Source organism: Mesorhizobium sp. M1E.F.Ca.ET.063.01.1.1 (assembly GCF_003998155.1).
In the GTDB taxonomy this organism is placed as follows: Bacteria; Pseudomonadota; Alphaproteobacteria; order Rhizobiales; family Rhizobiaceae; genus Mesorhizobium.
In genome coordinates this window covers 1-14,052 of the sequence record NZ_RZSC01000087.1, presented here as the reverse complement: position 1 = coordinate 14,052, position 14,052 = coordinate 1, and the positions used below count along the sequence as shown (strand labels likewise).

Annotated in this window: 10 protein-coding genes; 2 read left to right on the top strand and 8 right to left on the bottom strand. The window is 64.0% G+C overall.

Annotated elements, in window-relative coordinates; all coding sequences use genetic code 11:
- The 8 genes from EOA29_RS09860 to EOA29_RS09825 form a co-directional block, all read right to left on the bottom strand.
- Positions 1–1,325, bottom strand: a 1,325-nt coding sequence (locus EOA29_RS09860) for an alpha-D-glucose phosphate-specific phosphoglucomutase (protein ID WP_127220831.1), incomplete at its 3' end; no start/stop codon positions are given.
- 3 nt (positions 1,326–1,328) lie between these two features.
- Positions 1,329–2,774: a glycogen synthase GlgA gene (glgA, locus tag EOA29_RS09855; protein ID WP_127220830.1), complete on the bottom strand. Its 1,446-nt coding sequence runs from the start codon at positions 2,772–2,774 to the stop codon at positions 1,329–1,331.
- Positions 2,775–2,841: 67 nt separating this feature from the next.
- The gene (glgC, locus tag EOA29_RS09850) at positions 2,842–4,107 is read right to left on the bottom strand and encodes a glucose-1-phosphate adenylyltransferase (protein WP_126095155.1); all 1,266 of its coding nucleotides are present in this window, start codon (positions 4,105–4,107) and stop codon (positions 2,842–2,844) included.
- A gap of 61 nt (positions 4,108–4,168) precedes the next feature.
- Entirely contained in the window at positions 4,169–6,382 is a 2,214-nt protein-coding gene (gene glgB / locus EOA29_RS09845) for a 1,4-alpha-glucan branching protein GlgB (RefSeq protein WP_127220829.1), read from the bottom strand.
- A 184-nt stretch (positions 6,383–6,566) separates the two neighbouring features.
- Complete coding sequence (locus EOA29_RS09840) at positions 6,567–9,029, bottom strand: glycogen/starch/alpha-glucan phosphorylase (RefSeq protein WP_127220828.1); 2,463 nt, start codon at positions 9,027–9,029, stop codon at positions 6,567–6,569.
- 145 nt (positions 9,030–9,174) lie between these two features.
- On the bottom strand, positions 9,175–9,957 hold the full coding sequence (locus EOA29_RS09835; protein WP_126095158.1) for an ATP-binding cassette domain-containing protein: 783 nt from the start codon (positions 9,955–9,957) through the stop codon (positions 9,175–9,177).
- Positions 9,958–9,959: 2 nt separating this feature from the next.
- Positions 9,960–11,024 carry an ABC transporter permease gene (locus EOA29_RS09830; RefSeq protein ID WP_127220827.1) on the bottom strand — a complete coding sequence of 355 codons (1,065 nt, stop codon included), beginning with the start codon at positions 11,022–11,024 and terminating at the stop codon, positions 9,960–9,962.
- Between the two features lie 161 nt (positions 11,025–11,185).
- The gene (locus EOA29_RS09825) at positions 11,186–12,220 is read right to left on the bottom strand and encodes a sugar ABC transporter substrate-binding protein (protein WP_127220826.1); all 1,035 of its coding nucleotides are present in this window, start codon (positions 12,218–12,220) and stop codon (positions 11,186–11,188) included.
- A 211-nt stretch (positions 12,221–12,431) separates the two neighbouring features.
- On the opposite strand from EOA29_RS09825, the gene EOA29_RS09820 reads away from it, so the two are divergent.
- Both EOA29_RS09820 and EOA29_RS09815 read left to right on the top strand, forming a co-directional pair.
- Positions 12,432–13,658 (top strand): ROK family transcriptional regulator, encoded by a 1,227-nt coding sequence (locus tag EOA29_RS09820; protein ID WP_127220825.1) that lies wholly within the window; start codon positions 12,432–12,434, stop codon positions 13,656–13,658.
- Positions 13,659–13,660: 2 nt separating this feature from the next.
- Positions 13,661–14,052: RbsD/FucU domain-containing protein (locus EOA29_RS09815; RefSeq protein ID WP_127220824.1), on the top strand; the 392-nt coding region annotated here is incomplete at its 3' end.

The window sequence follows — 14,052 nt, the reverse complement described above, 5'->3', positions numbered from 1 at the left end:
CTGATGCCCGGCAGCGAGCCGAGCTTGGCGCGCAATTCATCGACCAGCGCATTCGCCCGCTCGGTCTCGACCTCCTCATAGTCGTGGCGCGAATAGTAGTTGCGACCGTAGGTCTCCCAGTGCTTGGTGACGATCTCCTTGCAGCTCTCGCCGCGCACCGCGAGGATGTTGAGCCACAAAAGCACGGCCCACAGCCCGTCCTTCTCGCGCACATGGTTGGAGCCGGTGCCAGCGCTTTCCTCGCCGCAGATCGTCGCCATGCCGGCGTCGAGCAGGTTGCCGAAGAACTTCCAGCCGGTCGGCGTCTCGTAGATGCCGATGCCGAGCTTCTCGGCGACGCGGTCGGCCGCGCCGCTGGTCGGCATCGAGCGGGCGATGCCTTTCAGGCCTTCCTTATAGCCGGGCGCCAGATGCGCGTTGGCGGCAAGCATCGCCACCGAATCCGACGGGGTGACGAAGATGCCCTTGCCGATGATCAGGTTGCGGTCGCCGTCGCCGTCGGAGGCGGCGCCGAAATCCGGCGCGTCCGGACCCATCATCTCGTCATAGAGATGTTTGGCGTGCACAAGGTTCGGGTCCGGGTGATGGCCGCCGAAATCAGGCAGCGGCTTGAAGTTGCGGCAGGTGCCGTTCGGCGCGCCGAGCCGGCGTTCGAGGATCTCCTTGGCATAGGGCCCCGTAACCGCATGCATGGCGTCGAAGCGCATGCGGAAGCCATATTTGAAATTGGCGCGGATGGCGTCGAAGTCGAACAGGCTCTCCATCAGCTCGGCATAGTCGGTGACGGGATCGATGATCTCGACCGTCATGCCGCCGGCCTCGACGGTGCCGATCTTGTCGATGTCGATCTGGCCGATGTCGGCGATCTTGAAGCTCGATATCGTCTTGGTTTTCTCGAAGATCGCGTCGGTGATCTTCTCCGGCGCGGGGCCGCCATTTCCGGCGTTGTACTTGATGCCGAAATCCTCGTGCGGACCGCCTGGATTGTGGCTGGCCGAGAGGATGATGCCGCCGAAGGTCTTGTACTTGCGGATGATGTTGGAGGCGGCGGGCGTCGAGAGGATGCCGCCCTGCCCGACCATCACCTTGCCGAAGCCGTTGGCGGCGGCCATGGCGATGGCCTTCTGGATCACCTCGCGGTTGTAGAAGCGGCCGTCGCCGCCGATCACCAGCGTCTTGCCCTGAAAACCTTCGAGCGCGTCGAAGATCGATTGGATGAAGTTCTCGGCATAGTGCTCCTGCTGGAAGACAGGCACCTTCTTGCGCAGGCCGGAGGTGCCGGGCTTCTGGTCGGTGTAGGGTTTAGTGGAGACGGTTTTGATCATGCCTCAGGCAGCCCTTTTCGAAAGCAGCAAGCGATAGAGTTCGATATATTTCTCGGCGCTCTTGTCCCAGGAGACATCGGCCTTCATGCCCTGGCGCTGGATCGATGCCCAGGCCGCGGGCCTGGCATGAACCTCTACCAACTGGCGAATGGCATGCAGCAGCGCGCCGCCATTGTTCGGGACAAACTGGAAGCCGGTGGCGACGCCCGCCGAAAGCGCCGCCTCATTGGCATCGATGATGGTGTCGGCAAGACCGCCCGTGCGGGCGACGACCGGCACGCAACCATAGCGCAGGCCGTAAAGCTGGGTCAGCCCGCAGGGCTCGAAGCGCGACGGGATGACGATGGCGTCGCAGCCGCCCTGCATGATGTGGGAGAGGCCTTCATCATAGCCGACGACGACGCCGACGCGTCCGCGATGGCGGGCGGCGGCGGCAAGCAGCGAGCCTTCGAGGCCGGCATCGCCCGAGCCCAGCACCGCCAGCCGGGCGCCGCGCTGAACGACGCCGTCGACGACCGCGGCCAGGATATCCATGCCCTTCTGCCAGGTCAGCCGGCTGATGACGCAGACAATCGGGCTGTCGTCGCTCTCGAGGTTGAAGCGATCCTCGACCGCCTTGCGGTTGAGGCCGCGGGCCTCAAGCGTGTCGGCCGCGTAGTTGGCCACCAGATGCTTGTCGGTCGCCGGGTTCCAGATATCAACATCGATGCCGTTGACGATGCCGTGGAGGTCGACGGCGCGCATGTTGATCAGGCCGTCGAGGCCCATGCCGAATTCCGGCGAGCGGATCTCCTGCGCATAGGTCGGGCTCACCGTGGTGATCGCCCAGGCGGCCTGCAGGCCGGCCTTGAGATAGCCGACGCCGCCATAGTATTCGACGCCGTCGAGCTGCATCGCGACACCCGGCAGGCCGAGCTCGCCGAAGATGCCGGCGCCGAACTGGCCCTGGAAGGCAAGGTTGTGCACGGTGATCAGCGACGGCACGCCGACTGCCTTGCCGTAGCGCATGTAGGCGAGCGTCATCGCCGACTGCCAGTCATGGGCGTGCACGATGTCGGGCTGGTAGCCGGAGATCGCGCCGCCGGCGATGTCGCCGCCGACCTGGCTCAGCGCCGCGAAGCGCCGCCAGTTGTCGGGCCAGTCGGCGCCGCTGGCGTTGCCATAGGGTCCGCCCACGCGGTCGAAGAGATGCGGCGCATCGAGCACGAAAAGGTCGAGCTCGCCGATCTTCACGGCATGGACCGAAGCCTTGCCGCCCTGCAGCAGCGGATACTGGTAGACGGCCTTCTTTTTCTTGAAAGCCTCCATCACCACCGGATAGCCGGGAACCAGCGTGCGCATCGCCACGCCCTTGCCGGCGAGCGCGATCGGCAGCGCGCCGGTCACGTCGGCAAGCCCGCCGGTCTTGATCAGCGGGAAGATTTCGGGCGTGACCGACAGAACCTGCATGCGCCTCACATTCCGACGTTAAAGTGACAGCTTGCTGATCAAATTGACAGCTTGTTGATCGACCTTGTCAGGTCGACAACTTGTTGATCATGTCCTGGGTGATCAGGCAGATGCCCTTTTCCGAAACGCGGAAGCGCTTGGCGTCGAGTGCCGGGTCCTCGCCCACCACCAGTCCCTCCGGAATGTGGACGCCGTGGTCGATGACGACGCGCGTGAGACGCGCTTTGCGGCCGACCTGGACGTCGGGCAGCATCACCACTTCCTCGAGCTTCGAATAGGAATTGATGCGCGCGCCGGTGAAGATCAGGCTGCGGCGCAGCGATGCGCCGGAGACGATGCAGTCGCCGGACACCAGCGAGGATATCGCCTCGCCGCGGCGGCCGTCCTCGTCATGCACGAATTTTGCCGGCGGCTTCAATTCGGCATACGTCCAGATCGGCCAGTCGCGGTCGTAGAGGTCGAGCTCTGGGGTGACGTCGGTGAGGTCGATATTGGCTTCCCAATAGGCGTCCACCGTTCCGACGTCGCGCCAGTAAGGCTCGGCCTCATGCGAGGAGCGCACGCAGGACTTGGCAAAACGGTGGGCGATCGCCTTACCGTGCTGGACGATATAGGGGATGATGTCCTTGCCGAAGTCACGGCTGGAGCCGGGTTCGGCGGCGTCGCGGCGCAGTTGCTCCATCAGGAACTTGGTCTTGAAGACGTAGATACCCATCGATGCCAGGGCGAACTCCGGCTTGTCGGGGATGCCGGGCGGATCGGCGGGCTTTTCGACGAAAGCGATGATGTTGTCCTTGGCGTCGACATGCATGACGCCGAAGCCGGTCGCCTCCATGCGCGGCACTTCCAGGCAGCCGACGGTCACGTCGGCACCGGCGTCGACATGCTGGCGCAGCATCAGCTCGTAGTCCATCTTGTAGATGTGGTCGCCGGCAAGGATGACCATGTATTCCGGGCCGTAGGCCTCGATGATGTCGATGTTCTGGTAAACGGCGTCGGCCGTGCCTTCATACCATTGGGTTTCGGACACGCGCTGCGAGGCGGGCAGGATGTCGAAGCTCTCGTTTCGCTCCGGCCGCAGGAAGTTCCAGCCGCGCTGCAGATGGCGGATCAGCGAATGCGCCTTGTACTGGGTGGCGACGCCGAGACGGCGGATGCCCGAGTTGAGGGCATTGGACAGCGCGAAATCGATGATGCGCGTCTTGCCGCCGAAATAGACCGCGGGCTTGGCGCGCCGGTCGGTCAGTTCCTTGAGGCGGCTGCCGCGGCCGCCGGCAAGCACATAGGCCATGGCATCGCGCGCCAGCGGCTGGGTTCTCTTGATCTCTGCCATTGTTACCCTCCCAAGTAAGCTGCACGGAACATTGCTGGAGCAACATGAGATATCATCTGCTTCAGTCCGCGACGAATTCCAGCATGATTGTCGAGAGCGGCGGCAACAGCATCGTCGCCGACGTGCCACCCCCTTCCCCGCTGGCTGCGACCCTGCCGCCATTGCCCATGCCGGAGCCGCCATAAACGGCTGCGTCAGTGTTCATGATCTCGCGCCACTCGCCCGCCTTCGGCAGCGGCACGCGATAGTTCTCGCGCGGCACCGGCGTGAAATTGGAGATGACAGCGATCGGGTTGCCGTCCGGCGCGCTGCGCAGCCAGGCAAAGACCGAATTGTCGCGATCGTCGACGATCAGCCAGGAGAAGCCTTCCGGCTCGCAGTCGCGCGCATGCAGCGCCGGGCGCGAGCGGTAGAGGTAGTTCAGGTCCCGCACCGTCTGCCAGACGCCGCGATGCGGAGCATAGTCGAGCAGGTTCCAGTCGAGCGCGCGCGCCTCGCTCCACTCGCGGCGCTGGGCGAACTCCTGCCCCATGAACAGAAGCTTCTTGCCGGGATAGCCCCACATGAAGGCGTAGTAGGCGCGCAGCGTGGCGAATTTCTGCCAGTCGTCGCCGGCCATCTTGTGAAGCAGCGTGCCTTTGCCGTGCACGACCTCGTCATGGGAGAGCGGCAGCACGAAATTTTCCGAGAAGGCGTAGGTCAGGCCAAAGGTGATGTCGTTGTGATGGTGCTTGCGGAAGATGGGCTCCTTGGAGAGATACTCCAGCGTGTCGTGCATGAAGCCCATGTTCCACTTGAAGCCGAAGCCGAGCCCGCCCTCATGCACGGGGCGCGAAACTTTCGGCCATGAGGTCGATTCCTCGGCGATCGTCATCACGCCGGGATGATGGCCATAAAGCTCCTTGTTCATCTTTTGCAGGAAGCTGACGGCCTGCAGGTTCTCGCGCCCGCCCTTCTCGTTGGGGATCCATTCGCCCGCCTTGCGCGAATAGTCGAGGTAGAGCATCGAGGCGACGGCGTCGACGCGCAGACCGTCGACATGGTATTTTTCGGCCCAGAACAGCGCATTGTTGACGAGGAACGACACCACCTCGCGGCGGCCGAAATTGTAGATCGCGGTGTTCCAGTCGGGATGGAAGCCCTGGCGCGGATCGGCATGCTCGTAGAGCGCGGTGCCGTCGAATTGAACCAGCCCGTGCTCGTCGACCGGGAAATGTGCCGGCACCCAGTCGAGGATCACGCCGACGCCGGCGCGGTGGGCGCCGTCGACGAAGCGGGCAAAGCCGTCGGGATCACCGAAGCGGGCAGTCGGCGCATAGAGCCCGGTCGTCTGGTAGCCCCAGGACGGGTCATAAGGATGCTCGGAGACAGGCAGGAACTCGATATGGGTGAAGCCGGCGTCCACCACATAAGGGATCAGCCGCGCGGCGAGTTCGTCCCAGGTGAGGAACGTGCCGTCGTCGCGACGCTGCCAAGAGCCTGCATGGACCTCGTAGATCGAGATCGCCTCACGTCTCGGATCGACGTCTTGCCAGAATTTGTGGTGCGCTTCGTCGCCCCATTGATGCGCCATCGGCGGCGCCGTCACCGACGCAGTCGCCGGACGCATCTCGGATTCGAAGGCGAAGGGATCGGCCTTGAGCGGCAGTCTGACGCCGTCGGGGCCGATGATCTCGAACTTGTAGGGCTGGCCGGCGCGGAGATCGGGAATGAACAGCTCCCAGATGCCGGTGTCCTTGCGGTCGCGCATGGTGTGCCGGCGGCCGTCCCAGTCGTTGAAGGCGCCAACCACCGAGACGCGCCTGGCATTCGGCGCCCAAACGGCGAAATGCACGCCGGTCGCGCCCTCATGCTCGATGATATGGGCGCCGAGCTTGTCGAAGAGCCTCAGGTGCGAGCCCTCGGCCATGTAGTAATCGTCCATCGGTCCCAGCACCGGGCCGAAGGAATAGGGGTCGGTCAGCCACCAGTCGCCGCCGGCATTTCTCGCGTGATAGCGCAGCGGCTGACGCTTGCGGATCGAAAGCCTGCCCTCGAAGAAGCCGGCATCGTTGCTGCGTATGAGTTGCCCGACTTCCTTGCCGGTCAGCGTATAGGCGGTGACGAATTCGGCGTTGGGCACAAAGCAGCGGGCGACGAAACCCTTGTCGGCCTCATGCACGCCCAGAACCGCAAAAGGATCGCCATGCGTTCCGGCGACAATCGCCGCGACATCGCCGGCTTGCGCCAGTCCGTCCGGCCCGCTTGTCGCAGCGGTCGCGCGCGGCTTCCTCATCAGGCGGTCGCCCTCCCCGGGCACCTTTTGTTTTGGTGCATGCCGTGATCCCAAAAGCGTTGTGCACTTTTGGGCGGCATGCACCAGTCTTTGTTTTGGCGCATGCCGTGATCCCAAAAGCGCTGTGCACTTTTTGGGCGGCATGCACCGGGGGCCACATCGTTCGTGACCTTATGCAATCACATCAGACAGGTACGTTCCAGATTTCTTTCGCATATTGGCGGATGGTTCGATCGGACGAGAACCAGCCGACGCGGGCGACGTTGCGGATGGCGCGCGCGTACCAGTCGGGACTGTTGCGCCACACGGCGTCGACCTCGCGCTGGCAGGCTGCATAGGAATCGAAATCGGCCGCAACCATGAACCAGTCGCCCTGATAGAGGCCATTCATGAGATCGCGGTAGCGGTTGGGATCGTCGGGCGAGAAGACGCCGGACGAGATCGCCGACACCGCCTGCGACAGCTCCGGCGAAGCCTCGATCACGCCACGCGGATCGTAGCCGTTGGCGCGCCGGTCGGCGACCTCGGCGGTGGTGAGGCCGAAGATGAAAATGTTGTCGTCGCCGACATGCTCCTTGATCTCGACATTGGCGCCGTCGAGCGTGCCTATGGTCAGCGCGCCGTTCAGCGCGAACTTCATGTTGCCGGTGCCGGAGGCCTCCATGCCGGCGGTCGATATCTGCTCGGAAAGATCGGCGGCCGGCATCATCACCTCGGCCAGGCTGACATTGTAGTTCGGCATGAACACCATTTTCAGCAGGCCGCGCACCGAGGGATCGCCGTTGATGACCCTGGCGACGTCGTTGGCCAGTTTGATGATCAGCTTGGCGTTGTGGTAGCTGGGCGCCGCCTTGCCGCCGAAGAATTTCACCCGCGGCATCCACTCCCGCTCCGGATGCGAGCGGATCTGGTCGTAAAGCGCGATCGCCTCCAGGATGTTGAGAAGCTGACGCTTGTATTCGTGGATGCGCTTGACCTGGATGTCGAACAGCGCCGACGGATCGAGCCTGATGCCCAGCCGGTCGGCGACGAGGTTCGCGAGCCTCGCCTTGTTCTGCCGCTTCACGGCGGCGAACTTCTCGCGGAAGGCGGCATCGTCGGCGAGAGGATCAAGATCCTTGATCGCCTCGATGTCGTCCATGAAACGGTCGCCGATCGCCTCGCGCGCAAGCGCGGTCAGGCCGGGATTGCACTGGATCAGCCAGCGCCGCGGCGTGATGCCGTTGGTCTTGTTGTTGATGCGGTCCGGGTAGAGCTTGTGGAGATCGGCGAACACCGTCTCCTTCATCAGCTCGGTGTGGAGGGCAGAGACGCCGTTGATCGAATGCGAGCCGACGAAGGCGAGATTGCCCATGCGCACCCGGCGGTCGCCGTTTTCCTGGATCAGCGAGATGCGGGCGATCTGATCGCCCGAGAACTGGCTGGTGGCGCGAGCCTCGAGCAGCACCTGCGCGTTGATGGCGTAGACGATCTGCATATGGCGCGGCAGCAGGCGCTCGAAGAGCGGCACCGGCCAGCTTTCCAGCGCCTCCGGCAGCAGCGTGTGGTTGGTGTAGGCGAAGGTGCGCTTGGTGACGTCCCAGGCAAGGTCGAAGTCCACGCCATGGACGTCCATCAGAAGCCGCATCAGCTCCGCCACGGCAATCGCCGGATGGGTATCATTCAAATGGATCGCGGCCTTGTCGGGTAGCGATTTTAGGTCGCCATACTGGCTGAGATGCCGCTGGATGATGTCCTGCAGCGAGGCTGTCGAGAAGAAATACTCCTGTCTCAGCCTGAGCTCTTGGCCGGCCTTGTGGGAATCGGCGGGATAGAGCACGCGCGACAGCGCGTCGGCCTTGTTGCTTTCGGCGAGCGCACCGATGTGGTCGCCGGCGTTGAACTTGTCGAGCAGGATGGGGTCGATCGGCATGCCCGACCACAGGCGCAGCGTGTTGACGCGCCTGGCACGCCAGCCGGCGACCGGCGTGTCATAGGCGACGGCCAGCACATGCTCGGTCGGCTTCCAGACATGGCGCTCCAGCCGGCCGTCCTTGGAAGTGATCGATTCCACCGAACCGCCGAAGCCGACCTCGAAGGAGCGCTCGCGCCGCTCGAACTCCCATGGATTGCCGTGGTCGAGCCAGGTTTCCGGCAATTCGACCTGCCAGCCGTCGTGGATCTCCTGGCGGAACATGCCGTTGGCGTAGCGGATGCCGTAGCCGTGCGCCGGGATATCGACGGTCGCCATGCTTTCCATGAAGCAGGCGGCGAGCCGGCCGAGGCCGCCATTGCCGAGCGCAGCATCCGGCTCGAGCCCGGCGATGAGGTCGAGGTCGACGCCAAGCGAGGCGAGCGCCTCGCGCATGTTCTCCATCAGGTCGAGATTGGAGAAGGCGTCGCGCATCAGGCGCCCGATCAGGAATTCGAGCGAGAGGTAATAAACGCGCTTTTCCTGCTGGTCGTAGGCTTCCTTGGTCGCCTGGATCCAGTGATCGACGATGCGGTCGCGCACGACCTTGATCGAGGCGGTGAGCCAGTCATGGGGCGTGGCAACCGTGGTGTCCTTGCCGAGCCGGTATTTGAGCGACATCAAGACTTCTTCGGCGAGCGTCTTGGGGTCGGGATGGTCGAGAGCGGGAGCTTCGATCGTCATGGCGGGTGTCATGCTGCCTCTCGTTCGGTTGGCCTGATCATACCGGCTTTCACCGCTTCTCCTACCCCACTTTGCCGCGCTGCAGCATACGTTAAATCGATTTAGGCCGTGATGTCCATCTGGCGCCTCTGCGGCTATTTACCGTGGTGCGTGGAGATCAGGCCGCTAGCGCGTCTTCCGGCGGCTTCTTGGCGCCGGTCATGAGCGCGACCGCATCCGACATGGAAATCTGCTTGGGATCGACGACGCAGAGACGCCGTCCAAGCCGGTGGATGTGGATGCGATCGGCCACCTCGAAGACATGCGGCATGTTGTGCGAGATGAGCACGATGGGCAGACCGCGCTTCTTGACGTCGAGGATCAGCTCCAGCACGCGGCGGCTTTCCTTGACGCCAAGTGCTGCCGTCGGCTCGTCCATGATCACCACTTTCGAGCCGAAAGCGGCGGCGCGCGCCACCGCGACGCCCTGGCGCTGACCGCCCGAGAGCGTTTCCACTGCCTGGCTGATGTTCTGGATGGTCATCAGGCCGAGCTCGGTCAGCTTGTCGCGGGCGCGCTTCTCCATCGCCGGACGGTCGAGCATGCGGAACCAGCTGCCGAGCGGCCCGGGCTTGCGGATCTCGCGGCCGAGAAACATGTTGTCGGCGATAGACAGCGCCGGCGACAGCGCGAGGTTCTGATAGACGGTCTCGATGCCCGCCTCGCGGGCTTCGATGGGCGATTTGAATTGGACCTGCTTGCCGTCCAACTCGATCACCCCCTCGTCGGCATGCACGGCGCCAGAGATCGCCTTGATCAGCGTCGACTTGCCGGCGCCGTTGTCGCCGATCACCGCCAGGATTTCGCCGGGGTAGAGATCGAAGTCGCAGTTGTTGAGCGCGGTCACGCGGCCATAGCGCTTGGTGAGACCGCGCGCGGTGAGGACAGCCTTCTCAGTCATGGTTACACCGAAACCTTTCTGATCCACTGGTCGATCGCGACGGCGCCGATGATCAGGACACCGGTGAGCAGCACCTTCCATTGCGGATCGGCACCGAGCATGTTGAGACCCATCGAGACGACACCGACGATCATGGCACCGAACAGCGTGCCGAGGATCGAGCCGCGGCCGCCGAAGAGCGAGATGCCGCCGATCACCGTCGCGGTGATCGCCTGCAGATTGTAGTCGGTGACGGCGGCGGACGGCGAAATCGAACCGTTGCGGCCGATCGACACCCAGGCCGCGAAGGCGGCGATCAGGCCGGCAAGCGTATAGACGGCCATCAGCACCTTCTTGGTCTGGATGCCGGAGAGCTTGGCCGCTTCCGGATCGTCGCCGACGGCATAGACGTGGCGACCCCAGGCGGTGTGGTTGAGCACGTACCAGAGCAGCATCACCAGCAGGACCATCGCGATGACGCCGGCCGTCAGCACGGCGGAACCGACCCTGAAGCTCAGGGCGAAGAAGTGCAGCAGCGGCGCCTGGGCATCGACGTCGGCGTCGCGGATCGTCTCATTGGCCGAATAGATGAAATTCGTCGCCATGACGATATTCCAGGTGCCGAGCGTGACGATGAAGGGCGGCAGCTTCATGTAGGCGACCAGCAGACCGTTGAGCAGGCCACAGGCGCTGCCGGCGGCAAGCCCGACGACCACCGCAAGAAGGGTCGGCATCCCGTAGGTGAGAGCGCAGTTGCCCATGATCACGGCCGAAATCACCATGATGACGCCGATCGAAAGATCGATGCCGGCGGTCAGGATGACCAGCGTCTGGGCAGCGCCCAGAATGCCGACGATGGCGATCTGCTGCAGGATCAGCGTCAGCGTGTAGGATGAGAAGAAACGTCCGCCGATCGCGATGCCGAAAATGATGATCGACAGCACCAGCACGATCAGCGGCACCGCTGCCGGCGTGGAATGCAAAAAATGCTGGGCCCGCTTGACGAACGACTTGCCGTGCTCCTCGAAGGCGGCGACGCTGCTGTCGCTGCCGGTGAGCACCTTCTCGAATTCCTGCATCTGAGACATGTGACCTCCCGTCTGCGCGGAGCTTGCTCATTGCTCCACGCGCCGTTCACGCATTCCGGTCTATTGCCGGGATTATCAGCGCTTGCGAAAGCGCATCGTCCACCCGATGCGGCCGGGGATCAAGCCCCAGCCGCAAGGTTTATGCGCCTGTCAGGCCGGCATCAGCCCCAGCACTTGGCGAGGCCTTCCTTGGTGTCGATGGACTTCACGCCGTTAGCCGGCTTGTCGGTCACCAGGTTGACGCCGGTGTCGAAGAAGTTCTTGCCTTCGGTCGGCTTCGGCTTGGTGCCGTCCTTGGCATAGGCGGCGATCGCCTCGATGCCGAGTGCCGCCATCTGCAGCGGATATTGCTGCGAGGTGGCGCCGATGACGCCTTCGGTCACCGACTTCACACCGGGGCAGCCGCCGTCGACCGAGACGATCAGCACCTGCTTTTCGAGGCCGACGGCCTTGAGCGCCTGGTAGGCGCCGACAGCGGCCGGCTCGTTGATGGTGTGGATGACGTTGATGGTGTTATCCTTCTGCAGAAGGTTCTCCATCGCCTTACGGCCGCCTTCCTCATTGCCGTTGGTCACGTCATGACCGACGATGCGCGGATCGTCCTCGTCGCCGATCTTGTTCGGGTCCTTCACGTCGATGCCGTAGCCCATCATGAAGCCCTGGTCGCGCAGCACGTCGACGGTCGGCTGCGAAGGTGTCAGGTCGAGGAAGCCGATTTTGGCGTCCTTGGCCTTGTCGCCGAGCGTGGCGGCGGCCCACGCGCCGATCAGCTTGCCGGCCTCCAGATTGTCGGTGGCGAAGGTCGCGTCGGCGGCATCGATCGGATCAAGCGGCGTGTCGAGCGCGATCACCAGCAGGCCGGCGTCGCGCGCCTTCTTGACCGTCGGCACGATGCCCTTGGTGTCGGAGGCGGTGATCAGGATGCCCTTGGCGCCGTCGGCGATGCAGCTTTCGATCGCCGCGACCTGGCTCTCGCTGTCGCCGTCGATCTTGCCGGCATAGGTCTTGAGGTCGACGCCGAGTTCCTTGGCCTTGGCTGTCGCGCCCTCCTTCATCTTGACGAAGAAGGGATTGGTATCGGTCTTGGTGATCAGGCAGGCGCCGACGCCCGCGGCCGATGCGGACGAGGCGAATGCAAGCAGGCCCAGCCCGGCCGCCGCGAACACGGTGGATTTCAGCAGCGATTTCTTGGTCACGATTTTCCTCCCAGTGGAACCATTCCGGACGCCGGCCTACCCGGCGCCTCGAGCGCATCCAACCATTCTCCCAGCGTGGACGCCACCTCAAAAGACACCAGTCCGAGACGCCTGTCAATAATTAAATCACTCTTATTTATTATTGACAGGCTTGCGCCGTTCACTCATTCTGAACGAAAAGCAATGTGGGGAAACCAACGGGAGGAACAGGGTGGAGACCGGCATTGCGAGGCACGGTTCGCCCGAGGCTCTGGGGAGCCGCCTGCATCGCGGCACCAACCAGAGCGGTATGCGCGACCACAATGAACGGCTCGTGCTGTCGCTGGTACGCCAGCATGGCAGCCTAGCCAAATCCGACATCGCGCGCATGACGGGGCTGTCGGCCCAGACGGTGTCGGTCATCATGCGCGAGCTCGAAGAAGACAAGCTGCTCCTTCGCCAGGCGCCCTTGCGGGGCAAAATCGGCCAGCCGTCGATCCCGATGGCGCTCAATCCGGAGGGCGCCTTCTTCATCGGACTCAAGATCGGCCGCCGCAGCGCCGAACTGGTGCTGATCGACTTCCTCGGCAATGTGCGCTCGATGCTGCGGAATTCCTATCGCTATCCCGCGCCGCGCGAGACGGTCGAGTTTGTCAGCGCCGGCATCAAAAAAATGCGCGGCGAACTGACGCCGGCGCAGGACAAGCGCATTGCCGGCCTCGGCATCGCCATGCCGTTCGAGCTCTGGAGCTGGGCCGACACCGCAGGCGCGCCGCGCGAGATCATGGACGAATGGCGCCATCGCGACATCCGCGCCGATATCCAGTCGCAGTGCGACTTTCCGGTCTATCTGCAGAACGACGCCACCTCCGCCTGCGGGGCGGAGCTCGTCTTCGGCCAGGCGGGAGGCGCGCGCGACTTCGTCTATTTCTATATCGGCGCCTTTGCCGGCGGCGGCATCGTACTCAACGGCCGCCTGTTCGGCGGTCCGACCGGAAACGCCGGCGCGCTGGGCTCCATGCCGGTGCCGGGGCCGGACGGCAAGCCGACGCAGCTCATCGACGTCGCCTCGATCGCGATGCTGGAAAAGGCGCTCAACGCGAAGGGCATAGACGGCTCGCATCTTTGGACTTCGCCGCAGGAATGGGGTGATATTGGCGCCGAACTGGACGAATGGATTGCAAACGCCGCGCAAGCGCTGGCCTATGCAATCGTCGCGGCCTCATCGGTCATCGATTTCGAGGCCGCGGTGATCGACGGTTGGATGCCGCTCGAGGTGCGGCGGCGGCTCGTCGATGCGGTCACGGATGCGATCACCGGCATCGACGCCGAGGGGCTGAAGCTGCCGGTCGTATGCGAAGGAACGGTCGGCATCCATGCGCGGGCGCTGGGCGGCGCCAGCCTGCCACTTTCCGAACGTTTCCTGATCGGGCCGACCTCGATCTCCAGGAGCGCCTGACCATGCTGATCGGCATCCCGCCGCTGCTTAGCCCGCAGCTTCTGGCGACGCTCAGGGCTATGGGCCATGGCGACGAGATCGCTATCGTCGACGGCAACTATCCCGCCGAGGAACAGGCGCGCAGGCTGATACGCGCCGACGGCCATCACATCATTCCGGTGATCGATGCGATCCTCAGCCTGCTGCCGGTGGACGAAACAGTGCCGGAGGCGCTGTTCCGCGCCTCGGTCAGGGGCGATCCGGCGCTCGCCGATCCGGTGCATCACGAGATGGAAGCGGTCTGCGCGAAACGCTCGCCGGGCCGCAAGGTGATTGCGCTGGCCGGCGCCGACTTCTATGCACGCGTCAAGGCCGCGCACGCCATCGTCGCGACCAGCGAACCCAGGCTCTACGC